Source organism: Novosphingobium sp. HNCC26BN242 (assembly GCF_057180525.1).
On the sequence record NZ_JBXUGM010000006.1, the window covers coordinates 91536 to 116834 of the forward strand.

Consider the following 25299-nt stretch of genomic DNA (forward strand, 5'->3'; position numbering starts at 1 on the left):
GCCGATAAGCACAAGCCATGACGACGCTCACCGCCGCACCTGTCACCGCGAACCTTGAAAACCACGGCCCCGCGCTTGCGCAGCTTTCCGCCGGAAAGCCCGCGCTGGTGTGGCGCAAGCTGATCGTCGATACCGAAACGCCGGTCGGCGCAGCATTGAAGCTGATGGAGAGCGGACGCGGCGATTTCCTGCTCGAATCGGTGCAAGGCGGCGAAGTGCGCGGGCGTTACAGCCTGCTCGGCATTGATCCTGACCTCGTCTTCCGCGCCACTGGCACCAGCGCTGAAATCAACCGCATCTGGCGGCATGACAAGGCCGCCTTCGCCCCGCTCCCCGGCAATTCGCTGGCCGAACTGCGCGCGCTCGTTGCGGCCTGCCGGATCGATGTACCCGCGGCCCTGCCCCCGGCACTCGCCTGCCTCGTGGGCTATTTCGGCTATGAAACCATCGGCCTCGTCGAAAAGCTGCCGCGCGCCGCGCAAAGCGATCTCGTGCTGCCCGACATGCTGTTCACCCGCCCCACTGTGGTGCTGGTCTTTGATCGGCTGTCCGATGAATTGTTCGCCATCGCTCCGGTCTGGGCCGAAGGCGGCGCACCGGAATACCTGCTCGAAGCCGCAGCAGAACGCATCGACAGCGCTCTGCGCAAGCTTGCCGATCCTGTCCCTGCCGATACGCGCCTTGCGCAAAGCGTCGACGTAACCCCGCAGCCGGTCATGCCAGCGGCCAATTATGCAAACATGGTCATGCGGGCCAAGGACTACATCGACGCTGGCGACATCTTCCAGGTCGTCCTCGCCCAGCGCTTCACCGCGCCCTTCCCGCTGCCGCCCATCGCACTCTACCGGTCCTTGCGCCGCATCAACCCCTCGCCCTTCCTCTATTTCCTCGACATGCCGGGCTTCGCGCTCACCGGCTCAAGCCCGGAAATCCTCGTCCGCATCCGCGATGGCGAAGTCACCATCCGCCCCATCGCCGGAACCCGCCCACGCGGAAAAACGCCCGAGGAAGACCGCGCCAACGAACTCAGCCTGCTCGACGATCCCAAGGAACGCGCCGAACACCTGATGCTGCTCGATCTCGGCCGCAACGATGTCGGCCGCGTGGCCAAGGCGGGCACGGTGAAAGTCACCGAAAGCTACACGGTCGAACGCTACAGCCACGTCATGCACATCGTCTCGAACGTAGTCGGCCAGCTCGACACCACTCGGGCCGACAGCGTAGACGCCCTCTTCGCCGGCTTCCCCGCAGGCACCGTCAGCGGCGCGCCCAAAGTGCGCGCCTGCGAAATCATCGCCGAACTCGAACCCGAGACGCGCGGCGCCTATGCCGGCGGCGTCGGCTATTTCGCCCCCGACGGCTCGGTCGACAGCTGCATCGTCCTGCGCACCGGCGTCGTTAAAGACGGCGTCCTCCACGCCCAAGCAGGCGCAGGCATCGTCGCCGACAGCAATCCCGAATACGAACAGCGCGAATGCGAATTGAAAAGTGGCGCGCTCTTCGCCGCCGCCCGTGAAGCCGTCCGCGTCGCCACAGAACCGAAGTTTGGCCAATGATCCTCGTCATCGACAACTACGACAGTTTCACCTGGAACCTCGTGCATTACCTGATGGAAATGGGCGCAGAAGTTGAAGTCGTGCGCAACGATGCGCTCACCGCCGAACAGGCCATAAAGACCGGCGCACAAGGCTTCCTGCTCTCGCCCGGCCCCTGCACACCCAATGAGGCAGGCGTGAGCCTCGATCTTGTCGGCGCGGCGGCGGATGCCAAGCTGCCGCTGCTCGGCGTATGCCTCGGCCACCAGTCCATCGGGCAGTATTTCGGCGGCAAGGTCGTGCGCGGCGGGTTGATGCATGGGAAGACTTCGCCGGTCACGCATGACGGCACCGGCGTGTTCGAAGGTCTGCCCTCACCGTTCATCGCCACACGCTATCACTCGCTGATCGTGACTGACATTCCCGATTGCCTGGAAGTCAACGCGCGGTCCGATGACACGCATGTCATGGGCTTCCGCCACACGTCGCTGCCGATCCACGGCGTGCAGTTCCACCCGGAAAGCATCGCCACCGAGCACGGCCACGCGATGGTCGCGAATTTCCTCAAGCTCTGCGGCATCAAGACCAACCCGCTGCCCGCATGAGCCTGCCCGACGTAACCCATCCGCTGGAGGAAGCCGAAGCCGAAGCGGCATTTGCCGCAATACTCGACGGCACCGTACCGGATGAAGCCATCGCGCAGTTCCTCGTCGCGCTGTCGGACCGGGGCGAAACCGCATCTGAAATCGCCGGGGCCGCACGCGCCATGCGCGCCCGCATGATCCCGGTGAAAGCCCCCGCCAACGCCATCGACGTCTGCGGCACTGGCGGCGATGGTCACCACACGCTCAACGTCTCGACTGCTGTCAGCCTCGTCGTCGCGGCCTGCGGCGTGCCCGTGGCTAAGCATGGCAACCGCGCTGCCAGTTCCAAGGCAGGCGCGGCCGATACTTTGGAAGCGCTCGGCCTAAACCTTGATCGCGCGGCCGAAACCGCCGAGGAAACGCTGGCCGACCTCGGCATCTGCTTCCTCTTCGCGGCCAAGCACCACCCATCAATGGGCCGGATCATGCCCATCCGCAAGGCACTTGGCCGCCGCACCATCTTCAACCTGATGGGTCCCCTCGCCAATCCCGCAGGCGTCCGCCGCCAGCTCGTCGGCATCGCCCGCCCCGCCTATGTGCCAATCTATGCCGACGCCCTGAGCCGCCTCGGCACGGACCACAGCATGGTCATCTCGGGCGACGAGGGCCTTGACGAGTTGAGCCTCGCCGGTGGCAATGAACTGGCGCAAGTGCGCGGCATTGAAGTGCTGATGCGCCGCCTCACGCCACAAGATGCTGGCCTGCCCACAGCTCCAGTCGAAGCCCTGCGCGGCGGCGACGCAACCTACAACGCCGCGGCCTTGCGCGCGCTGCTGCAGGGCGAAGAAGGCCCCTACCGCAATGCCGTCCTCCTCAACGCCGCCGCCGCACTGATCGTCGCAGGCGAGGCGCGCGATTGGAACGAGGGCGTTGAGGAAGCAGCCGAAGCCATCGACAAAGGACTCGCCAACGCCTTGCTCAACTGCTGGATCGCGGCTTTGAATTAGGTCGTGCCTCGACATCCTTCGACAGGCTCAGGATGAGCGGTCGTTGTATGTTGCTCCACACCCGTCCCCGCTCATCCTGAGCTTGTCGAAGGATCAAAGGACACTCTTGCCCCACCGCGTGCAACCTCGCTAAGGCACTCGCACAATGACCGATATGCTCACCGAAATCTGCGACACAACGCGCAGCGAAGTCGCCGCCCGCAAGGCCCGGTTCTCTCTGGCCGACCTCGCCGCCCGCGCCAGCGAACAAACCGCCCCGCGCGGCTTCGAAGCTGCCCTGCGCGCCAAAGCCGCTACCGGCTACGCGCTGATCGCCGAAATCAAGAAAGCCAGCCCATCCAAGGGCCTGATCCGCGCCGATTTTAGCCCCGCAGACCACGCACGCGCCTATCAGGCTGGCGGTGCCACCTGCCTCTCGGTCCTCACCGACGAACCCTATTTTCAAGGCCATGAAGATTACCTGATCGCAGCCCGCGCCGCCTGCACGCTGCCGGTCATCCGCAAGGATTTCATGGTCGATCCCTGGCAGTGCGCCGAAGCCCGCGCGATGGGCGCAGACGCCATCCTGATCATCGCCGCCTGCCTGTCAGACGCGCAAATGGCCGAAATCGAAGCCGCCGCGCTCGAACAGGGCATGGACGCGCTGGTCGAAGTCCATGACGAAGCCGAAATGGAACGTGCCGCGCGTCTGAAGTCCCGCCTGATCGGCGTGAACAACCGTGATCTCAAGCGCTTCGTCACCGACCTTGGCACAACCGAACGCCTTGCCGCCCTCGCGCCCGAAGGCACCCTATTGGTGGCCGAAAGCGGCATCAACACCCACGCCGACCTACTCCGCCTGGAACAGTCCGGCGCACGCACGTTCCTCGTCGGCGAAGCGCTCATGCGTCAGCCCGATGTTGAAGTAGCCACCCGGGATTTGTTGGCTGGTCTAGTCTAGCGAGATATGTCCACCACACGCGTCTTTCCGGCAGTTGGAATCTGCATTTATTGCGGAAACTGCACGGATTTTTTATCAGATGAGCATGTCGTTCCGTACGGATTGAATGGCAACATTCTTCTACCGAAAGCGAGCTGCCAAAAATGTGCTAAAATTACTTCTAAGTTTGAACGAGATGTATTGAGAGGAATGTTGTTGCATTTAAGAAAAGAAAATGGGTTTCAATCTCGTAAGCGTAAAAATAGATCGGAAAAAAATAGCTTTGATATTTATGAAATCGGAGAGGATAAAAACAATCACCATGATTGGAGAGCATTAGAGTCTTTTCCATTTGATAAATTTCCGTTATCTGTTGGATGGGCGTTACCGGTCTACGGCGTACCAGGCATACTAACGGGCCGACCGCTTTGGGAGGCTTGCACGAGCTTAGGATTAGTGGGCTTTCTTCCGGTTTCTGAAGCTGAAAATATTGTTCGATTAGGGAAAGGGAAGTCAGCGGCTATTAAAATTCCAATGAATGAACAGTCCTTTGGGCGCCTTCTTGCAAAGATAGCTCACGGCTTTTCCGTTGCAACACTTGGGCAAGGCTCATTTAAACCTTTTTTATTAGATATAATTTTAGGAAAATCAAAAAAAATCACACATTTTATAGGTAGTGATGTGCCAAGTGAGCCAGTCCGTCCAGAGGATAATTTTTTCTCTTTACATCTTAGGGATATCTTTGCTTTCTCAGGACAAAGATTAGTAGCTGTCAAGATAAGAATTTTGTCTCGGTTATTGACGCCAGAATATTATGTAATCGTCGGAATATTGAACAAAAATTTCAATACTAATAAAATTGAATTTCTTGAAAATAGATAATTAAAGATTTCAAAAAAAGACAATATTTAAACAGTAAATCTGTCAGTTATTAGAAAAATCCCAATTTACTAAAGCTCCCGCAGCACTTGCGCCGGGCGGCTGCGCAGCAAGCCCAGCGAACCACCCACCGCCACTACCATCACCAGTCCCACGCCCGCGCCCAACACGCCCAGAATGCGCGGCCAATCGGGCAGCCAGTCAAACTCGAACAGCAGCACGACCACGGCCCAGGCCACCCCGCTCCCCAGCGCCAAGGCCAAGGCGCACAGAAGTGCACCTAGCAGCACATACTCGGCCATAAGCAGCACCAACAGTTGCCTCCGGCTCGCCCCCAGCACGCGCAGGATCACATTGTCATAAGTTTTGCGTTCGCGCGCCGCTGCTATCGCGCCCGCCAGCACCGCCATGCCCGAAAGCAGCGCCACACTCGCCGCCGCCAAAATCGCTGTGCCCATCTGGCCCAGAATTTCGCGCGCTTGCCCCAGCACCGGCCCAATCTCGATCACCGAACTCGATGGCAACGCCTTCACCAGCCCGCCCAAAATAGCACGGCGCACCGCGTCAGTCTTTTCCTGCGCGGGCAGGCTGACGGTTGCGGCCAGATTGTGCGGCGCATCGGCAATCGCGTTGGGGCTAAACACCAACACATAGTTGAAGCCCATGTTCTCCCAGTCGATCTGCCGGAATGAGGCGATCTTCGCGTTGCGCTCAACCCCCAGGATCGAAACGGCAATCCTGTCCCCCAGCTTTAGGTTCAGCGCCTTGCCCAGATCATCGTCGACCGACACCAGCGGCTCGCCTGCATAATCCGTCGCCCACCATTGGCCTTGCGTCAGGACATTGCCTTGCGGCAGTTCGTCAGCATAAGTCAGCCCCCGGTCCCCGCGCAAAGGCCATGCGTTATCAGGCAATTCCTTGAGGTCTGCCACCCGCGTCATCGCCCCGTCCGGGCCATAAGCCACGATGCTGCCACGCAACGCGGGCACTTTGCGGATGTCGGCCCCCGGAGCCGCCGCCTTCACAATAGCATCGAAATCGCCCACTTTGGTCAGCGGCAGATCGAGCACGAAGTAATCGGGCGCCTGGTTCGGCACTCGTGATGCAATGTTCCCATCAAGGCTGGTCTGCACGCCCGCCAGCAGCACAAATGCGGAAAGTCCGAAGCCCAGCGCGACCACCAATGCCGATGTCTGCGCGCCGGGCCGGTGCAGATTGGCCAATGCCATGCGCGCAATTGCGCCCTTGGGCTTTGGCACCCGCGCCGCCAAGCGCTGAATGCCCCAACCCAGCGCCGAAAGCAGCACGAACAGTGCCGCCGCTCCACCCAGAAACCCTGCCGCCAAGAGCTTTTGCGGCGCAGTCAACACAGCCAGCGCCACGATCCCGCTCAGCCCCAACGCCACCGGCAGCACCGCCCCGCGCCATCCCCCCGCCAAGGGGCTGACCCGCGCGCGCATCAGCGCCATTGCCGGAAAACTGCGCGCCCGCACCAGTGGCGGCGCGGCAAACGTCAGCGCGATCAGCGCCCCATAAGCCGCTGCAATCGCCAGCGCGCCGTAATCGATCACGAAACCGGCCTTGATCGGCAGCAGGCCTTGCAGGGCCTGCCCCAGCAGCGGCGTCACGCTCACCCCAATTATCAGTCCGGCAACAATCGCCAGCGATGACGCCGCCGCCAATTGTAGCAGGAAAATCCGCGCAATATCGCCGCTCGATGCTCCCAAAATCTTGAGCGTCGCAATGCTGCTGCGCCGCGCTTCCAGATAGGAATTGACCCCGTTACCAATGCCGATCCCGGCAATAGCCAAGGCCGCCAACGCCACCAGTACCAGAAACTGCCCCATGCGCGAAACGAACCGGTCCAGACTGGGCGAGGCCTTTTCGCGCGTGCGCACTTCATATCCGGCCAGCGGAAAGCGCTCTTTGATGCTCTCGCCCAAGGTCACCGGATCAGCAGCAGACGGCAATTTCACCCGCAGCTTTGACCGAACCATCGATCCCGGCTGCACCAGCTTCGACACTTCCAGCGCGGCTTGACCGATAATCACTGTCGGCCCGAGCGAGAACCCTTCCGCCAGTCGGTCCGGCTCCGTGCCAATCACCCCGCCCACCGTCAGCGAGGCTTCGCCGACTTTCAGCGTATCGCCCACCTTCACGCCAAGCCGGTCCGCCACCCCCGGCGCAATCCACGCCGTCATGCCTTCAGGAGCGCGCGCTGTCTTGCCATCAGCCAGCGTAAACGTGCCATAAAGTGGCCACTTCGCGTCGACTGCTTTCAATTCAACAGGCGTCGTGCGTGTTTGGGCGCCGGGCACGCTTGCCATCGCCTGCATCCGCGCGCCTTCGGAAAGCTCGCCCAATGACGCAATTGCCGCCCGCTCCTCCGCCGCCGGAGCGCGCGCCGCCAGCGTGAACTCCAGATCCGCACCCAGCATATCGCGACCGCGCGAGGCCAGTTCCCGCTCGATCGCGCCGGTCAGCGTGCCAATCGCCGAAAGCGCCGCCGTGCCCAGCACAAGGCACACCAGCAACAGCCGCAGGCCCTTGAACCGCCAGTCCAGCCCGCGCCGCGCCATAGCCCACGCAGCGCTCCAAGAAAGATTCATGCTGCTTCGCCCGCAACGCCGCCCAAACCGCTGTCTGACACGATGCGCCCATCCGCCAGACGCACGATCCGTCCGCACCGCGCGGCCAGCGCCTCGTCGTGCGTCACCATGATGAATGTCGCGCCCACCTCGCCCGCGCGGGCAAACAGCAGGTCGGCCACGGCATCGCCATTGGCATGATCAAGATTGCCGGTCGGCTCATCTGCAAACAGGATCGCCGGTTTGGGCGCCAGCGCACGGGCAATCGCCACGCGCTGTTGTTCCCCACCCGAAAGCTGCGCCGGGTAGTGGTGCAACCGGTGGCCAAGGCCAACCGCGACCAGTTCCGCCTCGGCCCGCGCCATCGCATCGGCCATGCCTGCCAGTTCCAGCGGCGTCGCCACGTTTTCCAGCGCGGTCATCGTTGGCAGCAGATGGAATGCCTGCAACACAATCCCAATCCGCCCGCGCCGTGCGGCGGCCAGCCCATCTTCATCCAGCGTGGTAAAATCCGCACCTGCCACGTTCAGCGCGCCGCCGCTTGCCTGCTCCAAACCGGAAAGAATCGCCAGCAGCGATGATTTTCCCGATCCTGAAGGCCCCAGCAGAGCTACCTTCTCCCCCGGCAGAATCGTCAGGTCGATGCCCCGCAGGATCTCCACCCGCGCCTCCCCGGAACCGAGCGACAAGGTCAGGGCGGAAGCGGCGATAACCGGGGTGGGGGTGTTAGGCCGTAAACTCATAGACCACGCCGCCGAGGCGTCGAAATGACGAACATATCGGGCCAAGGCGCTCGCTGGGAGGGCTGGTTGCCCTTCCAAGGGCGGCTTGGTTCGAGATGGAAGTCATTTCGACGTCCTGCGGATTTGACCAAAACGGCCATCTGCTGCGTCAATCGGGCTTGAAGTATCAACATATTCCTGCGCCCTCTTTCCTTGCACCTGGCCGTTTTGCCTCAAACCTCGGCGGTGTGGTCTATGAGTTTACGGCCTAATCACGGGCCTCGATTGGCATGGATTGATTGCAATGTGCAACCGGCACTTGGGTGCGCTGCAGCGAAGTTTCAATGCGTTGGTTGGCGCGTTTGGGTTGAAACAGCCTTTGACGGGCCAGCCTGAGCAGGCTTTGACCGGCTCTTGATGATGCTTCGACAGGCTCAGCATGAGGCGTGGTTACTCAAGACCAAACCCAAACCCCGCTCGTGCTGAGCTTGTCGAAGCACAACAGCCAGCACAGACCACAAGCACCCTTCGACAAGCGCAAACCTAACGGTTATCACCGCATGCATGAGAACACCCCTGCTCCTCGCCACGCTATTTTTGGCCGCATGCTCTGCAGAAAATGCACCCGAATCAAAAGCAAGCGGCTCTGCCGAAGCAAGCATTGCCGCAGCTCCCATTCCCGCTGACGCACCTGTCATTCTCGCATTTGGGGACAGCCTCTATGCAGGATACAACCTGCAACCGGGCGAAGGCTATCCGCCGCGTCTAGAAGCAGCACTTAACGCTGGCGGCACCCCGGCGCGCGTGATCAACGCTGGCGTTTCGGGGGATACCACCGCCGCCGCGCTGCAACGCTTAAAGTTCACGCTCGACAATCAGCCGGTAAAGCCCACGCTGGCGCTGGTCGGCCTTGGCGGCAACGATATGCTGCGCGGCCTGCCGCCCGAGGAAACCCGCGCCAACCTCGACGCGATCCTGACCGAGTTCGACAATCGCCAGATTCCGGTCGTCCTTACCGGCATGCTCGCCGCACCCAATCTAGGGGCGGATTACACAAACCGCTTCAACCCGATCTGGCCAGACATGGCCAAGAAGCACAAGGCCGGGCTGGTGCCGTTCTTCCTCGAACCCGTTCTGGGCAACCGCACGCTGATGCTGGACGACAATGTCCACCCCAATGCCGCGGGCGTGAACCGGATCGTTGCGGCCACGCAGGCGAAAGTGGCAAATGCGCTCAAACAGGCTACCGAAAGCGGCAAATAGGGCTGTCCTACATCGCACGACGGTGCCAGCATCGCACGATGTCCGACCCCGCTCTCGCTTGCTTGAAAACCGCCGCAGTTCCGGCCATTTGCGCGCACTAAATAGACACCGATGGAGACCGGACAGTTTTCTCCATGGACTGTGTAAACTGTGTAAACCTGTTCAGGGAAAGGCTCTGCTGAATGAACGAATTGACCCATATCGATTCGGCGGGAACCGCCCGCATGGTCGACGTTGGAGGCAAGGCTGAAACCCAGCGCGTGGCCATTGCGCGCGGCCTGATTCGCATGTCCGCAGCCACACTTGAGGCCATCCGCGCAGGCGATGCTCCCAAAGGTGACGTGCTAGGCACCGCGCGGCTTGCCGGGATCATGGCCGCAAAGAAGACCGCCGAATTAATCCCGCTGTGCCACCCGCTCGCGCTCGATGCGGTAAATGTTGATTTCACCTTCGTTGAAGCTGGCGTCGAATGCACCGCCACGGCCACGCTGACGGGCCGCACCGGTGTGGAGATGGAAGCCCTGACCGCTGTCTCGGTCGCGCTGCTGACGGTCTATGACATGGCCAAGGCGCTGGACAAGGGCATGGTCATCGAAGGCGTGCGCCTGATCGAAAAGCGCGGCGGCAAATCCGGCATCTGGCGCGCTGACGACGCGTGAAGACGCCTCCCCTTCCCCTTGCCGAAGCCCAAGCGCGTTTGCTCGCACTCGCCCCGACCTTGCCGGTAGAGCAACGTGCGGTGGCTGAATGCCTCGGCCACTACCTCGTGCAGCCGCTTGCCGCCCGCCGCACGCAGCCCGCAGCGCCGCTATCTGCGATGGATGGCTATGCCCTGCGCAGCGCCGATCTGCCCGGCCCGTGGCAGGTGACCGGCGAAAGTGCAGCTGGCCATCCGTTTGAGGGCGTGGTCGGCACAGGCGAAGCGGTGCGCATCAGCACCGGCGCTATTGTCCCGAACGGCGCTGACATGGTCCTGATCCAAGAAGATACGGCGCGCGATGGCGCAACTCTGCGCTTCACCGGCACACTGCCTGAGCCGCTGGAGCGCCATATCCGTCCGGCCGGCATGGATTTCGCTGCCGCTGCTGAATTGATCCCGGCAGGCACGCGCATAAGCCCGGCGCAGATTGCACTGGCCATTGCGGGCGGGCATAGCCATCTGCCGGTGCGGCGGCGGCTCAAGCTCGCCGTGATCGACAGCGGGGATGAACTGGTGCCGCCTGGACAAGACGCTGGGCTCCACCAGTTGCCCGCCAGCAATGGCCCCATGCTGTGCGCGATGGCCGCAGCCTTGCCGGTTGAAATTCGAGCACTTGGCCCGATCCCTGATCAACTGCAGGCGCTGGCGACAGCTTTCGACAGCGCCAGCGATGCCGACATCATCGTGACCAGCGGTGGCGCTTCGGTCGGCGATCACGATCTCGTCCGGCCCGCGCTTGAAGCCGTTGGGGCCAAGCTGGATTTCTGGCGCGTCGGGATCAAGCCGGGCAAGCCGTTGCTCGTGGCGCGCCGTGGAGCGCAAGTGATCCTTGGACTGCCGGGCAATCCCGCCTCGGCCTTTGTCACCGCGTTCCTTTTCCTGCTACCCCTGCTGCGCGCCAGCGCCGGTGCAGCGGCCCCGCTGCCATGGACAATTCCGGCGCGATTGGCCGCACCGTTGGGCAAAGGTGGCAGTCGCATGGAATTCCTTCGCGCCGTCTGGGATGGGGCCAACGTGGCGCTCGATCCGCTGCAGGATTCAGGCGCACTGTCACCGCTTGCCCGCGCCAATGCGCTGGTTGTGCGCGAAGCCTGGGCCGAAGCCAAAGCGGCAGGAACGGATGTTCCGGTTTACCTGCTCGAAAATGGCGGAATTGCTTGACGTCGTGAAATAGGTTGCTTATCCGTTCCGTATTCGTTCACCCGCGGAGGAACCGCCAATGTTGACGCGCAAGCAGCATGAACTGCTCACCTTCATCCAAATCCGGTTGGAGGAATCGGGCATTTCCCCTTCGTTCGAAGAAATGAAGGAAGCGCTCGATCTCAAATCGAAGTCCGGTGTCCATCGCCTGATCTCCGCACTGGAAGAACGCGGCTTCATCCGCCGCCTGCCCAACCGCGCGCGCGCGCTCGAAGTCCTGCGCCAGCCTGATAGCTCGGTGACCAAGCCGAGTAGCACAGCGCCAGTGCGTACTGCCGCAAATGCCAACACCACGCTCACCCCGCTGCGCACCGCACCCAAGGCCGCTCCCGCTCCCGCCAACGATGTGATCGAATTGCCGCTGCACGGGAAGATCGCCGCCGGTATGCCAATCGAAGCGTTCGAAACCGCGGCAACGCTGCCGGTGCCCGCGGCCCTGCTCGGCGCTGGAGAGCATTACGCGCTTGAAGTGTCCGGGGATTCGATGGTTGAGGCCGGAATTTTTGATGGCGACTATGCCCTTGTCCGCAAGACCGATGTTGCCCGCGATGGCGAAATCGTGGTTGCGCTGGTGCGTGGTGAAGAAGCCACACTCAAGTACCTCCACCGCGAAAAGGGCATGATCCGCCTCGATCCGGCCAACGCGGCCTATGATCCGCAGTTCTACCGGCCCGATGAAGTGGCCGTGCAGGGCAAACTGGCGGGCCTGCTGCGGCGCTACCACTAAGGGGTTTGGCGGCGACAAAGCGCTGTTGCCTGCTGGTTATAAATCTTCAGATGCCGTTCGCCGAGACAATCGGCGGGCGGCATTTGTGTTTATCCGGGATTCGTTATGCTAAATATCAATCTATTTGGTTGAGATTCTTCTAGCAAGGCGTTCGGCTTTGATATAGTTTCTATCGTTACCGAATGCCCCACACGGGGCGCCCCCTTCCGGGACGGCCCGCCAGAACCTGGGGCGTCGGCAACGGAAGAGGTGTTGCCAATGGCTTATTCAGCAGAAAATTCCCGGCAGCGACAAACGCAAACCTTCATCGCCGTAGCGTTGCTTCACGGCGTGGCGATCTGGGCCATCACGTCTGGCTTTGCCAGCGGGATCGTCAAGATCGTGAAGGACCCCTTTATTGCGCAACAGTGGAAGGACGATGAGGTAAAGATCACTCCCATCGCCCCACCGCCGGACATCAAACCGGCACAGAAACCGCAAGATACCCCGCTGGTCGCTCCCAAGCCTGACATCATACTCGGCCCCGTCGATCCGGGCATCGGGTTGAAACCGGTCGAGATCATTCCGATCGTGCCGGTTGAAGTGGGGCCATTCGTCCCGCCCGAAGTGAAGCCCTCGCCTTCTGCCAGCTTCGCCGCGCGTGGTGCCTCTCCCAAAGGTTCGCCGGGATCGTGGGTCTCGGACCGCGACTATCCGAGCGCCGCGATCCGCGAAGAGCGCGAGGGGTTGACCCGGTTCCGCCTGACCATCGGCACTGACGGCCGGGTGACCGGGTGCGAGGTTACCGGTTCGAGCGGATCGGCCGATCTTGATGCCGCTACCTGCGCGAAAGTCAGCAGCCGCGCCCGCTTCATCCCCGCGATGGGTGGCGATGGCCTGCCGATGAGCGGGAGCTACAGCGGCTCGATCCGCTGGGTGCTGCCGTAACTATCCGGTCGGGCACTTGCACATCAATCGATGCCGGTGCCCGGCCACTTGGAACCTACGAATTATTTGGCAGACAGTAAAGCTCCAGACGCGCTGTCGGAAGCCGAGGTGGCTGGTTTGACGGGCTTTCTGAATGTTGGCGGCGGTGGTTTGCGATACCATCCATGCTCGCCTTGCGTTTCGGCCACTGTCCGCACGCGGCCCGTTGTCAGATTGATCGACAGGCCTCCCGTATTTGCCAGCATGACACGGTCGGCCTTGAGCATTTTTGCCCGGCAAGAATAGGGCAAGCGACGATCCGCAACCACGATATCGGCGCGCTCGCAGGCTGCGGCGAGCGCCATGTCATCGATGTAGTTGCGGCTCCGCGCCACCAGCAAGATGAACTGCCGACCGCCACGCTGCAACCGTGCGACACAGAAGTCATCGTTGCAGCGGGCACCAGACCAGCGGTCAATCGGGCGCAGTGTGCCTTCCATACCAGCCAGTTCGAGCAAGTTGTCGCGCATGTATTCCCCCCTGCCCATGCGCAGCACGATCAGATCATCACCCGCCCCGGTCAGGCCGACGTGATGCCCATCGCCAGTGACGAGAATGTCCGGGGTCGGCGTGAGCACCATGGCTAGGACCGCCAGCGCTGCGGGGACCGCTCCCCACAACCGCACTTTTCCTGTCCACAATGCGAGCCACAACATTCCGGCAATGAACAGCGCGAACGTCCAAGGCGCGATGGCCGGGAGCATCGTCACCGCACCGGGCCTTGCCGCCACGAAATGGGCCAGCGCGAGCAGCAGCTCGAGGCTTTTGCCTGCCAGCCACCATGCCGGTGCGCCGAACCCCACACTGTCCAGCAGCAAGGCAAGGCCGATCAGCGGCATCGTGACGAAAGTGGTGAGCGGGATGGCGATCACATTGGCCAGCGCGCCATAGACGCCTGCACGATGGAAGTGGAACAGGCCGATGGGCATCAGCGCCAGTTCGATAACCACACCAGTGACCAGCAGCAGGATCAGATTGCGCGCCATCCGCACCAGCGCCCCGTGGTGCTCAGCTGTCAGAAACCCCTTCACCGGGGCGGCTGAGTGGAAGGCGATAATGGCGATGACAGCGGAAAAGCTCATCTGGAAGCTGGGGCCAAGCACGGCTTCAGGCCAGAACAGCATAACCACCAGTGCGCCCACCGCCACCATGCGCAAGGACAACGGATCACGCCCCAGTGCCAAAGCGATCAGCACCAGCAGCGCGCCGATGCAGGAGCGGATCGTCGGCACTTCAGCGCCGGTCAGCAGGGTGTAGGCGATACCTGCCAGCGCCCCCATCAGGGCGGCCGCAATTGGCACACGAATGCGCAGGGCGATCCACGGGATGGCGGCAAGCAGGCGTGCCACGAGAAAATAGACCGCGCCAACCAATGCGCTGACATGCAGGCCACTGATCGAGAGCAGATGCGTTAGCCCTGCATCGCGCATTGCATCGTCATCGGCGGGTGCAATGGCTCCGCGATCTCCGCTAGCCAGCGCGGCGGCAATCGAACCGGTTGATCCGCCCAGTTGAGAGCGGACATGATCGGCCAGCGACCGCTGCACCGCGCGCAGCGTGGCACCTTGATCCGAAGCGCGGATCACGATGGGATCGCCAAGCGCGCTGCCCGTAGCGGCCAGCCCATTGAACCACGCCGTGCGGGCGAAATCATAGGCCCCGGGCAACATCGGCGCGGCCGGAGGCATCAACCGTGCGCGCAGGCCGATCTCTGCGCCCTCGGTAATGGCGGCAACGTCCTTGGCAATCGGCAGATTGACGCGGACGCGCACGGGATCGGCGAAATCGGGAATACGGGCAAGCAGCAAGAGCCGAACCCGCGCTTTGGCAGGCTCTTCCCGGCGCTCCAGCACCTTGCCCTGCAAGGTCAGGACCGCAGGCCGTGTAATCCCGGGCTGTCCGACCAGTTCGGATTTTGTCCAGATCGTGGCCATACCGGCGGCAAGCATGGCAGCGCAGCCGAATAGCGCGAGACGCACGTAGGGAAAGCGGCTTTCATCGAAAAGAATCAGTGCGAAGAGCGCTATGGCAAGGCTGGCAAGCAGCAGCGCAATCCAGTCTGCCAAGCCGGGCAAAGACACCCATGCCACGATGCCAGCGGCAAAGGCTACGACCAGCCACAACCCGCGATCAAAGGGGTGCGCTTCGAGGAAGTGATCGGCATGCGCCAGCATCTTGTCCAGCATCTTGGCAAGCATGCTGGACAATCGCGCGCGGATGTCCCAAGGCCGCGCCTGTCCGGCCGGGGCGGTGCCCGGATCGGCGGCGGGATAATCCGCCGCAGGTCCATCTGCTGCCGGGGACGCCATGACATTCAAAGCAAAGGAAAGCGCGGCCAATGGCAAGCGCCACTGACACCGTTTCTGCAGGATCGCCCGAAAAAGGCCGCGTGGTCACACGATTTGCGCCCTCGCCCACGGGTTTTCTGCATATTGGCGGCGCGCGCACCGCGCTGTTCAACTGGCTTTACGCGCGCCATCACGGCGGAACGTACCTTCTGCGGATCGAGGATACCGACCGCGCACGGTCGACCGAACCGGCGATTGAGGCGATTTTTGACGGGCTGAACTGGCTGGGTCTGGGTGGCGATGCCGAGCCGGTGTTCCAGTTTGCCCGGTCTGAACGCCACGCCCAAGTGGCGCGGCAGATGCTGGACGCAGGCCATGCCTATCGCTGCTATCTGACACAGGAAGAACTGGCAGCGCGGCGCGAGCAGGCGCAGGCTGAACGCCGCCCCTTCCGCATCGACAGTGAATGGCGCGATGCCACCGCCGATCAGTGGCCCGAAGGCAAGCCTTATGTCGTGCGGATGAAGTCCCCGCGTGAGGGTGAGACGACCATCGAGGACAAGGTTCAGGGCGCGATTACCGTTCAGAACAGCGAACTGGATGACTTCGTGATCCTGCGGTCTGACGGCACACCGACCTATATGCTGGCCGTGGTGGTGGACGATCATGACATGGGCGTCACCCACGTGATTCGGGGCGACGACCACATCAACAATGCGTTCCGCCAACTGGTGGTGATCCGCGCGATGCAGGCGATCGAGGGCAATTGGCCCGATCCGGTCTACGGCCATATTCCGCTGATTCATGGTGCCGACGGAGCGAAACTATCGAAACGCCATGGCGCGTTGGGTGTTGATGCATATCGCGACGAACTGGGCCTGCTGCCCGAGGCGGTGTTCAATTACCTGCTCCGGCTTGGCTGGGGCCATGGTGACGAGGAAATCATCAGCCGCGATCAGGCGGTGGAATGGTTTGATATCGGCGATGTGAACAAGGGCGCATCGCGGTTCGACCTGAAAAAGCTGCTGAACCTTAACGGGCACTATATTCGCGAAGCTGACGATGCGCGATTGGCGGCGCTGGTGGCCCCGAAACTGGCCGCGTTGGAACCGGGCTTTGACGCTGGTCCTGGCACCGATTTGCTGACCCGCGCGATGCCGGTGCTGAAAGTGCGCGCGGCGGATTTGAACGAATTGGCGGCAGGCGCGGTGTTCCTGTTTGCCCAGCGTCCCTTGCCTATGACGGAAAAGGCCTCAGCGCTCCTGACTGATGATGCGCGGACCATTCTTGGTCAGGTGGCCAAACGGTTCGAAGCTGAAAACGACTGGACAATGGACAGCCTCGAAGCCACGGTAAAACAAATGGCCGAGGAGCTAGGGATAGGTTTGGGCAAGATTGCCCAACCGTTGCGCGCAAGCTTGACGGGACAGACTACCTCGCCGGGAATTTTCGACGTATTGGCACTGCTCGGTAAGAACGAGTCGCTTTCGCGAATTCGTGATGCAGTGGCTTGAATCTCGCAATTGGTTGCAAAGCAAAGATAAATAGGAGGGTTAAGGCGTGAGCGATAACCAGGCTTCTTTGATGGCAGATGGCAAGACCATCGATATGCCGATCAACAGCGGCACGATTGGCCCGGACGTGGTCGATATCCGCAAGCTCTATGCCCAGACGGGGATGTTCACTTACGACCCGGGCTTTACCTCGACCGCAAGCTGCGACAGCGCGATAACTTATATCGATGGCGACGAAGGCGTTCTGTTGCACCGTGGTTATCCGATTGGCCAGCTGGCCGAACATTCCAGCTTCATGGAAGTCAGCTATCTGCTGCTCAACGGCGAACTGCCGAACGGGCAGGAGCTGGCTGATTTCACCCGCACGATCACGCGGCACACGATGCTGCATGAACAGCTGGCCACGTTCTATCGCGGCTTCCGCCGCGATGCGCATCCGATGGCGATCATGTGCGGCGTGGTGGGTGCCCTGTCGGCTTTCTATCATGACAGCACCGACATTGCCGACCCGACGCACCGCACGATCAGTTCGCATCGCCTGATTGCCAAGATGCCGACGATTGCGGCTATGGCTTACAAGTATTCGGTCGGCCAGCCCTTCGTCTATCCTGACAACAAGCTGTCCTATACCGGCAACTTCCTGAAGATGACCTTTGCCGTGCCGGCCGAGGAATATGAAGTGATCCCGGCGGTGGAACGCGCGATGGACCGCATCTTCATCCTCCATGCCGATCACGAACAGAACGCTTCGACATCGACCGTGCGCCTGGCAGGATCTTCGGGCGCGAATCCGTTTGCCTGCATCGCCGCTGGCATTGCCTGCCTGTGGGGCCCGGCGCATGGCGGCGCGAATGAAGCCGCACTCAACATGCTGAAGGAAATCGGCACGCCCGATCGGATTCAGCACTACATCGACCGGGCCAAGGACAAGAACGATCCGTTCCGCCTGATGGGCTTTGGCCACCGCGTGTACAAGAACTACGATCCGCGCGCGACGGTGATGCAGAAGACCGTGCGGGAAGTGTTCGCGGCGCTCAACGTGCAGGACCCGCTGTTTGAAACCGCGCTTCGGCTTGAGGAAATCGCACTGAGCGATCCGTATTTTGCGGAGAAGAAGCTTTTCCCGAACGTGGACTTCTATTCGGGCATCATCCTTTCGGCGATCGGCTTCCCGACCACGATGTTCACCGCGCTGTTCGCGCTGGCGCGCACCGTGGGCTGGGTGGCGCAGTGGAACGAAATGATCAGCGATCCAGGCCAGAAGATCGGGCGTCCGCGCCAGCTCTACACCGGCCCGGCGCAGCGCGATTACGTGCCGGTGAGTGAACGCTGATCAAACTGTACTTGCCTGTAGGCGAGCGCTGATCAAACCAAGAGTGCGGCGATGACGGCAATTCAGAAAATTGTTGGCATTGCCGCATTGGTTGTTGGCGTTTTTTGGGCCGGACAGGGCTTGGGCCTCATCATCTGGCCCGCATCGAGCTTCATGTTGGCAAAGGCCCAATGGGCCTATATCGGTATTGGACTGATGCTATTGGGCGCCTTTGCGTTGTGGCGCGCGAGCAAGCGGCGTTAGCCGTAAGCGCTGGTCGCTTCTGCGCGATCAGCCTGCCCATCGGCCTGCAACGTCAGGACGAAGCGTGCGCCCCCGTTTGTTCCTTGCTCTACCGCCAAATCACCGCCCATGGCACGGGCCAGCTTGCGCGAGATATACAGGCCAAGGCCACTGCCACCATCGCCGCTGCGCCCCAGACGCTCGAATTTCTCGAAAACGCGTTCGGCCTGTTCAGAGCCGATACCTTCGCCGTCATCTTCAACAGTGATCCACGCCAGCGCACCGGACACTCCGCTTTCGACGCGGACGGACGTTTCCGCCCGGGTGTAGCGGATGGCATTGCCGATCAGGTTCAGCATGATCTGCAAAACGCGCCTGAATTCGCCAATTGCAGGAGCCGTAACATCTGCGTGGGGCAGTTCGAGTGTGATGGCGCGCTCCTTTGCCCGAACGCCCAGAATGCCCGCCGCGCGCCGAGCGCAGTCTGCCAGATCGACATGATCCGGCGTTGGCGCAAAGCTGGCATCTTCCACTGTTTCCAGATCGGCCAGATCCTCTACCAGCGAAAGCAGATGTCGCCCAGCTTCAGCAATGTCGCCTGCGTAACCGACATAAGAATCGGCTATCGGGCCAGCGAGCCGGGTTCGAATGGTTTCGGCATTGGCGACGATACGGTTAACCGGCACTCGCAGCGCCGGTGCGAGCGTATTGCCTAACAGGCCGTTTAATTCAGGACGTTGAGAATCAACACTATTCGATGCCAGCACTGCAGCGTGTAGCGGTACTTCCAAGTCTGCAGAAGGTTTGGCCAGAACGGTTTCAGCTATCATAAAGAGTTCGAAGCCGCCGTTGCGCAGAGGCAGGAAGCGGGTCTTCCAGCGCCGGTCCGAACCCTCGATGGTGACGGTCGCATCATCAAGCAAACGCCAATGGAGCGGCTGGTGATGGTTACTGCCTTCGACGGATACGATATCGGTCCAGTAGCGGCCAAAAGCCTGCTGCAAAGCGGCCTCAAACGTCTTCAGATCCGGGGCATCGACGCAGCCTGAGATGATCCGCTGCTCGGTATCGAGCACAAGGTGCGCCTGAGCGAGTTGCCACTGCAACGCCAGCTTATCGGCACCGCCGTTTTCGGCGAACCACGCCGATTGGGATAGGCGCCATTCGGTAATCTCGATTGACGCGCCGCCTTCTTTTGGAAAGACTGCAGCGTAAAAGGATAAAGGCTGAAGGCCGTCTTCGGCGCAAAGCACCGCATGTAGCGCAGTGCTGGCCCGGCGGGCCTTGCGGACCAGCGCCAGCAAACCTGGCACGGCAATGGTGCCGGGAAAGGCACCGCCCAACCGGACCTGCAGCGCAGCAAGTATCTCGTCCGCCTCGACAAGGCGGTCGGCCTCGTCGGTTAGGGCGCGGATGGGCCCGGCGGCGGTCATTTCAGGAACGCGCTCCGGCGAAATTGCTACCCAGCAGGGCGATAGCACGTGCGGGATCAAGATGTTCGATGCCGGCGGGGACGGCGATATCAGGATGGAGTGCAGCGAATGTCGCCACCACACCCTCGCGGCCAGCGTTGGCTGCAACCAGCGATAGTGCAAGGCGGGGCATTTGGCTTTCCGTGGTGCACATGATTGCAGTTTCGCGCGAAATGCCGGCAACCATGCGCAATGCACTTAGAAATAGGGCCACGCCCGCATGCTCGAGTTGTAGAGCCGCGACACGTTCGGATCCGAGAACGGTCATCACGTGATCGAGCAGGTCGATCCTTGATGCAGTTACCGTGCGGCGTTGCCGCAATGTCACTTCAGCCTGGGCCGCAGCCGCCTCTCCCGTCGGATCATCCACGACATAGCGCTGCATGACGGCAAGAGTTGCATCGTGCAAATCCAAGGGCAATTCTGTGAGGGGAATCTGCATGCGCCGGACAGCCTGACCGAACCGGGCTTGTGCCGCCAGTAAGTTCATGCCCCGCGCCGCCAGATCAGGACCGGGTGAGGAGATAATATCTTGCAGCATCGGGGTAAGCACAGGATCGATGCCAAGTCTGCCCTGAAGCTTTTCTGAAAGTTGCCATTCCACCGCCAGCATATGCAGGTGATAAAGCAGCGGTTGGCTGGCCGCGAGCATTTCGGCAAGGCCGGGTCCAGCATCACGCGCCCACGCCGCAGCATCGGCGTGGCCCGCCGCCTCGCCCAGCGCCTGCACGAGTTGGCGAGCAAGATCGGCGAGCATCCCTCGCACGCGGGCGATGATCTCGTCACTGAAAATCGAGCGATCATCATTCTGCAAAAGATGGCGCAAGATTGGCCCCATGTGGAGCATCACCTGATCGGCATGAAAAAGATCGTCACACAAAAGACGCTCGATCACATCGGAATCGATAGGCGTCCGCGCGCCTGATGCAGGGAGATCGGCAGATACAGTCATGGCCATGTGTCGCTCTTACTGCCGAGTGGTTAATTGCGGGTTAGGCGATGAGGCTGGCGATCCTTTCAGACCAGAACGATCATGTCCGAACTGAAGTGAAAAAACACAGATGCCGAGCAGCACAACCACACTCAAGGCGAGCGTTGCATCAAGCGGCAGGAGCAGATGAATAGCTGCCAGAACAGCACCGATCACCAGACGGTCCGATAGCCAGCGGCTCCAGCTATGCGCTGACAGTGCCAGCGGTATCAAACGCGTGCAGAATAAGAAGACAAGAGGCACGAAAAACGGTGCCCCTGTCGGAAGTGAAGGCAGATCAGGCAGGCCACTGCCCCATCCTGCAAGCGTTACAAATCCCGCGTCGATCAATAGATGAAACAAAGCAATGCTTCGCCGTGCCAGACCGGATGCCAGAAGGGAAGCCCGCTCTACCTGACCAAGCAGGCTTGCAACCTGCGCCACCAGCCAGGCGAGCCCCAGCAGCACAAACCCGACCGCCAACTGACCAAGCCACCCTGCCCCGCCGCCCAGCAATCCGACCACCCCGGCCGCAAGGCCCAGAAGACCAGGCCGGGTTCCTGCATGCAGCAGGGCCGGGCCAAAGCGATTCACCACCAATCTTGCCAGATGTTCGCCCGGCGTAATCGCTCCATCATCTGACAAACGGGTGTGCAGACGCAGCCAGCGCCGTTCGGCAACTTGCGCTTCGTGTTCATTGCGGACCAGGCCCCAACGCCCATCATCAAGCAAGGCGGTTGGCACGGGCCGCTGGACAACGCGCCCCTGAATCGCGAGACGCAATAGCGCAGACTGCGGGTTCCATTCGGGCGGAAGATCCGCAAGGCCCGCTGCAATCCTGCCTGCAAAACGCATCACCCCGGCCGAGGCATGATTGAGATCGATACGTTCAAATCCCAGCGGCAGGGCGGGTTCGATTGGCAAAGTCAGCACAACCGGGCCTGAATCGACAAGGTCATGAAGCGCATCAGGCATGGCCAACAGGCCATCGGACAGGACGATCACATCATCTTCGGGCGAAATCAGCGGAACAAGCGCGCGCACTGTTGCCACCACATGGAACTGCGCGCCGCCCGCTTCGGCAACGTGCTGCAACGCAACAAGTTCTCCGCTGATGGCCTCTGCCATCACGACAATGCGTTTTGCGTTGAAAGACAGAGCAAGGCCGATTTGATGACGCAGCAGAGAACGTCCGCCGATTGGCAGATATCCCCGCAGCGCAGCAGGATCGCTCCCGCCAACTTCGATCAGCGATAGAACTGCGACCCGCACTCACCAGCCTCCTGATGAGACATCGTAGGGGGTGCGCTAAGCAATGCCAAGGCAGGCTTGGCAAGATCGGGAAAACTTGTCGGATACAGCTGTACAGGAATTGAACGGCGTCAGATTTGAACGGCCAGATCCGACAACATCTGTTTCAGCCGCCGCAGAATTACCGGATCACCGGGAACGGTATCGAGCGCTTCTTCGGCCAAAGCCATCAGACTGTCGGCGTGAAAACTGGCCGCCAGTCCCTTGAGTCGCATCGCTGCCACTTCCCAGTTGCCGTCACAACGCGATCGCGAGAGCAGATCGATCTGCCGCTCGGCGCTTTCAATAAAGGCTTTGCGCAACTCACGCACGAGTTCAGGATCATGCCCTGCCGCGGCGGCAAGATTGGCGTCGAGAGAAGCACCTTCGTAAGCCATAATGAGGCGATAAGGGGCGAAGCGTTAAGGCAGGGTTTATGCTCTTCGGAAATTCGTGATATGCAATAAAGCGACAATGGCAATTGTGATTGAGCCTGCGTGATACGGCCGATGTGTACGGGCCAGAAGCGAACGGGTCAGGAGCGAACAGGGCAGCATGAACGAGAGACGCCGGATCATTCCGCTGGAAGGTGCCCAGGCAGATGCCGTGATGCCTGATTCTCACGAAGGCCAGGATTCTCACGAAGCCCAAGCTTTGGTAGAGACGCTGCGGCAAAACAATGATCGCCAAAGTGATACGTCTGATGCCGTTGAGGCGCGACCCGACCGCAGCTGGCTTGCAGTCTCCATCGCAAGTCTGCTGATCGTTGCGTGGACAGCCGTGTTTGTGTGGGCGGTCATTTTTCCGCAGACAGCAGCGGTCAGCGCGGATCAGTGGGTATGGTGGGTTTCGCAATGGTCCGTGCCGGTTGCACTTATTTTGATGGTATTCCTGCTGATCATGCGGACAAGCCGCCGGGAAGCCGACAGGTTTGCCGATGTGACGCAGCAACTCGCGCGCGAATCAACAAGTCTCGAACAGCGCCTGTCCTCGATGAATACCGAGCTTGCTCTGGCCAGAGACTTCATCGCCGCGCAGGGGCGTGATCTTGAATCGCTGGGCCGGATGGCAGTGGAGCGACTTTCAGCAAGCGCTACCCAGCTTGACAACATGGTCGGCCAGAACAGCAAGCAGATTGACCGGATCGCTGACGTTTCATCCGCAGCGCTCGACAATATGGAAAAGCTGCGGGGCCAGTTACCGGTTATCGCCAATACCGCAAAAGATGTGACCAATAATATCGGGAACGCTGGCCGCACGGCGCATCTGCAACTTGAGGAATTGGTGTCTGGCTTTCAGCGACTCAATGAATTCGGCTTGGCAAGTGAACGCCAGGTCGCCTCGGTGCGTGAGCGGATTGAAACTTCGGTCTCAGCCTTTTCGCAAGTATCCGAAAACCTTGCCGTTCTTGCTGAAAGCAGGTTCGATGCGCTGAGTTTGCGCAGCAGCCAGCATCAGGAGAACATGGCGGCTGCAGAAGCTGCGGCAATCGGCGCTTGGGAGGATCGTAGCGCTGCCCATGTGGCATCTCTGCGCGAAGCTTTGCAGCAGTTGGCTGGTGATCATCAAACCGTGCTTGCGCAATCCGCAAGCCAGCTGGCGCAATTCGAGCAAGGCGCAAGGGCGCTGACAGCCGCGCTAGAACAAGACTCGCGCTCGTTTGCCGAGGCCTTTGCTACCCGACGTGTTTCTGCCGAAGCCGAGACAGATACCCTGCAGCAGCGGCTTGAACAGAGGTTGAGTGAGATCGACGCCGCCATTGCGGCACGTCGCAAGGCGATGGAAGCGACGGCCGCGTCTGCGGCTGAAGATCTGGCGGGCCGCCTTTCCGATCTGGACAAGCTGATTGCGCAGCAGCGCGCGATACAAGCCACAAAGGCAGAAGATCTGGCGGAACAATTTGCTAAGATTGGCGCAAAGGTCAGCGAGTTCACGTCCTTGCTGACGGCTTCCAGTCATGAAGGGGGGCAAGCCGCGTCAACCATCAACCGTTCGGTTGATGAACTGAACCAACGCCTTGCCACTATGCGGCAGAACCTGACCGGCACCGACAGCGAGATCGGTGAACTAACCGATGCGGCAGTGCGGTTGCTGGAGTTGATCCAAGCAGGAAGCGATCATGCGCGCACCCAGATCCCTGAAGCATTGCGGAGCACCGAGGCGGGCCTGAAAGGGCTTGAAGATCGTGTATTCACGCTCCGCGACACCCTGCGCGAAGCAGGAGACGGCGGGCGCGCTCTGAACGACGTTGTCGGTTCTGCCCGGAGCGAAGTGGAGGCCGCCGTTCGGGACCTTCACAACGCGCAGGATGCTTTGGCCAGCCAGGCTGCCGAGCGACAGTCTCAGATGGCTGCGTTGCACGCTGTTCTGGCCAAGGCCAAAGCGGAAAGTGCTGCCTTGTCAGATGAAGTCGAAGGACGGCTTGCCGGTGCGATTACGCAACTCTCCGAAGCGGCGACGATGACAGGAAAGGGCCTGCGCGACGCGACAGCCGGCGAAATTGCAGCGATTGCCAGCGAGCTTGGCGAACAGAGCAGCGTAGCTATCACCAAGGTACTGCAGGGCCGCGCCGCAGAACTTGTTGGCCGGCTTGAAGAAGCGATTGATGCCGCTGCCAACGCAAGCCGCGACACCGCAATTCAGATGCGCGATCAGCTTGCCAAGATCGATGTTCTTGCAGCGAATCTGGAGGCCCGGGTCAGCCGTGCGCGTGAAAAGGCCGAAGATCAGATCGACAACGATTTTGCCCGCCGTGCTGCGCTCATTACGGAATCGCTCAATTCATCAGCAATCGACATCGCCAAAGCGCTTTCAGCCGATGTATCCGAAACGGCATGGGCATCCTATCTGCGGGGCGATCGAGGCATCTTCACCCGCCGCGCCGTCAGCCTGCTGGACAATGCCGAGGCCCGCGCAGTGCAGGAGCATTACGAAAGCGAAGCTGAGTTCCGCGAGCATGTGAACCGTTACATTCACGACTTCGAATCCATGTTGCGGCAACTGCTTTCGACGCGAGATGGCAATGCGCTGGGCGTCACGCTCCTTTCGTCTGATATGGGCAAGCTCTATGTCGCGCTGGCACAAGGGATCGAGCGACTGCGGACATAGGGCCATACTTTC

General features: G+C 61.0%; 22 protein-coding genes. 15 read left to right on the plus strand and 7 right to left on the minus strand.

Annotation, left to right across the window (positions count from 1 at the left end; all coding sequences use genetic code 11):
• The first annotated feature begins 17 nt into the window (after nt 1-17).
• The 5 genes from AC2A1F_RS18365 (at nt 18) to AC2A1F_RS18385 (ending at nt 4927) form a co-directional block, all read left to right on the plus strand.
• The gene (locus AC2A1F_RS18365; protein ID WP_484210229.1) at nt 18-1556 is read left to right on the plus strand and encodes an anthranilate synthase component I family protein; all 1539 of its coding nucleotides are present in this window, start codon (nt 18-20) and stop codon (nt 1554-1556) included.
• On the plus strand, nt 1553-2140 hold the full coding sequence (locus tag AC2A1F_RS18370) for an anthranilate synthase component II (RefSeq protein ID WP_484210230.1): 588 nt from the start codon (nt 1553-1555) through the stop codon (nt 2138-2140). The genes AC2A1F_RS18365 and AC2A1F_RS18370 overlap by 4 nt, the downstream gene beginning before the upstream one ends.
• Complete coding sequence (trpD, locus tag AC2A1F_RS18375) at nt 2137-3126, plus strand: anthranilate phosphoribosyltransferase (RefSeq protein ID WP_484210231.1); 990 nt, start codon at nt 2137-2139, stop codon at nt 3124-3126. The genes AC2A1F_RS18370 and trpD overlap by 4 nt, the downstream gene beginning before the upstream one ends.
• Before the next feature lie 145 nt (nt 3127-3271).
• The gene (gene trpC, locus AC2A1F_RS18380) at nt 3272-4066 is read left to right on the plus strand and encodes an indole-3-glycerol phosphate synthase TrpC (RefSeq protein ID WP_484210232.1); all 795 of its coding nucleotides are present in this window, start codon (nt 3272-3274) and stop codon (nt 4064-4066) included.
• A gap of 6 nt (nt 4067-4072) precedes the next feature.
• Entirely contained in the window at nt 4073-4927 is an 855-nt protein-coding gene (locus AC2A1F_RS18385; protein ID WP_484210233.1) for a hypothetical protein, read from the plus strand.
• 68 nt (nt 4928-4995) lie between these two features.
• Here AC2A1F_RS18385 and AC2A1F_RS18390 read toward each other — a convergent pair whose 3' ends face one another.
• The gene (locus AC2A1F_RS18390; RefSeq protein WP_484210234.1) at nt 4996-7533 is read right to left on the minus strand and encodes an ABC transporter permease; all 2538 of its coding nucleotides are present in this window, start codon (nt 7531-7533) and stop codon (nt 4996-4998) included.
• Nucleotides 7530-8255 (minus strand): ABC transporter ATP-binding protein, encoded by a 726-nt coding sequence (locus AC2A1F_RS18395; protein ID WP_484210235.1) that lies wholly within the window; start codon nt 8253-8255, stop codon nt 7530-7532. Before AC2A1F_RS18395 ends, AC2A1F_RS18390 begins: the two co-directional genes overlap by 4 nt.
• Before the next feature lie 95 nt (nt 8256-8350).
• Between AC2A1F_RS18395 and AC2A1F_RS18400 the strand changes: the two genes are divergently transcribed.
• The 6 genes from AC2A1F_RS18400 (at nt 8351) to AC2A1F_RS18425 (ending at nt 13051) form a co-directional block, all read left to right on the plus strand.
• A complete protein-coding gene (locus AC2A1F_RS18400; RefSeq protein WP_484210236.1) occupies nt 8351-8506 on the plus strand; it encodes a hypothetical protein in 156 nt (51 codons plus the stop codon).
• A gap of 292 nt (nt 8507-8798) precedes the next feature.
• Nucleotides 8799-9497, plus strand: a complete 699-nt coding sequence (locus AC2A1F_RS18405) for an arylesterase (protein WP_484210237.1) — start codon at nt 8799-8801, stop codon at nt 9495-9497.
• A gap of 182 nt (nt 9498-9679) precedes the next feature.
• Nucleotides 9680-10156, plus strand: a complete 477-nt coding sequence (gene moaC, locus AC2A1F_RS18410) for a cyclic pyranopterin monophosphate synthase MoaC (RefSeq protein WP_484210238.1) — start codon at nt 9680-9682, stop codon at nt 10154-10156.
• A complete protein-coding gene (locus tag AC2A1F_RS18415) occupies nt 10153-11358 on the plus strand; it encodes a molybdopterin molybdotransferase MoeA (protein ID WP_484210239.1) in 1206 nt (401 codons plus the stop codon). Before moaC ends, AC2A1F_RS18415 begins: the two co-directional genes overlap by 4 nt.
• A 58-nt stretch (nt 11359-11416) precedes the next feature.
• On the plus strand, nt 11417-12124 hold the full coding sequence (gene lexA, locus AC2A1F_RS18420; RefSeq protein ID WP_484210240.1) for a transcriptional repressor LexA: 708 nt from the start codon (nt 11417-11419) through the stop codon (nt 12122-12124).
• A gap of 258 nt (nt 12125-12382) precedes the next feature.
• Nucleotides 12383-13051 carry an energy transducer TonB gene (locus tag AC2A1F_RS18425; protein WP_484210241.1) on the plus strand — a complete coding sequence of 223 codons (669 nt, stop codon included), beginning with the start codon at nt 12383-12385 and terminating at the stop codon, nt 13049-13051.
• A gap of 62 nt (nt 13052-13113) precedes the next feature.
• Here the strand turns inward: AC2A1F_RS18425 and AC2A1F_RS18430 are convergent, their stop codons facing one another.
• Complete coding sequence (locus AC2A1F_RS18430) at nt 13114-15399, minus strand: ComEC/Rec2 family competence protein (protein ID WP_484210242.1); 2286 nt, start codon at nt 15397-15399, stop codon at nt 13114-13116.
• Between the two features lie 29 nt (nt 15400-15428).
• On the opposite strand from AC2A1F_RS18430, the gene gltX reads away from it, so the two are divergent.
• On the plus strand, nt 15429-16892 hold the full coding sequence (gene gltX / locus AC2A1F_RS18435; RefSeq protein ID WP_484210243.1) for a glutamate--tRNA ligase: 1464 nt from the start codon (nt 15429-15431) through the stop codon (nt 16890-16892).
• 46 nt (nt 16893-16938) lie between these two features.
• Nucleotides 16939-18225, plus strand: a complete 1287-nt coding sequence (locus AC2A1F_RS18440) for a citrate synthase (RefSeq protein ID WP_484210244.1) — start codon at nt 16939-16941, stop codon at nt 18223-18225.
• 239 nt (nt 18226-18464) lie between these two features.
• On the opposite strand, the gene AC2A1F_RS18445 is transcribed toward AC2A1F_RS18440, so the two are convergent.
• Both AC2A1F_RS18445 and AC2A1F_RS18450 read right to left on the minus strand, forming a co-directional pair.
• Nucleotides 18465-19880, minus strand: coding sequence for a sensor histidine kinase (locus tag AC2A1F_RS18445; protein ID WP_484210245.1), 1416 nt, complete (start codon nt 19878-19880; stop codon nt 18465-18467).
• Nucleotide 19881: 1 nt separating this feature from the next.
• Nucleotides 19882-20571: a hypothetical protein gene (locus AC2A1F_RS18450; protein WP_484210246.1), complete on the minus strand. Its 690-nt coding sequence runs from the start codon at nt 20569-20571 to the stop codon at nt 19882-19884.
• On the opposite strand from AC2A1F_RS18450, the gene AC2A1F_RS18455 reads away from it, so the two are divergent.
• Nucleotides 20554-20844, plus strand: coding sequence for a hypothetical protein (locus AC2A1F_RS18455; RefSeq protein ID WP_484210247.1), 291 nt, complete (start codon nt 20554-20556; stop codon nt 20842-20844). The genes AC2A1F_RS18450 and AC2A1F_RS18455 overlap by 18 nt on opposite strands.
• Nucleotides 20845-20886: 42 nt before the next feature.
• On the opposite strand, the gene AC2A1F_RS18460 is transcribed toward AC2A1F_RS18455, so the two are convergent.
• Entirely contained in the window at nt 20887-22161 is a 1275-nt protein-coding gene (locus tag AC2A1F_RS18460; RefSeq protein ID WP_484210248.1) for a glycosyltransferase family protein, read from the minus strand.
• Nucleotides 22162-22271: 110 nt separating this feature from the next.
• Nucleotides 22272-22577 carry an Hpt domain-containing protein gene (locus tag AC2A1F_RS18465; protein ID WP_484210249.1) on the minus strand — a complete coding sequence of 102 codons (306 nt, stop codon included), beginning with the start codon at nt 22575-22577 and terminating at the stop codon, nt 22272-22274.
• Between the two features lie 157 nt (nt 22578-22734).
• Between AC2A1F_RS18465 and AC2A1F_RS18470 the strand changes: the two genes are divergently transcribed.
• Complete coding sequence (locus AC2A1F_RS18470; protein WP_484210250.1) at nt 22735-25287, plus strand: coiled-coil domain-containing protein; 2553 nt, start codon at nt 22735-22737, stop codon at nt 25285-25287.
• The last annotated feature ends 12 nt before the right edge of the window (nt 25288-25299 follow it).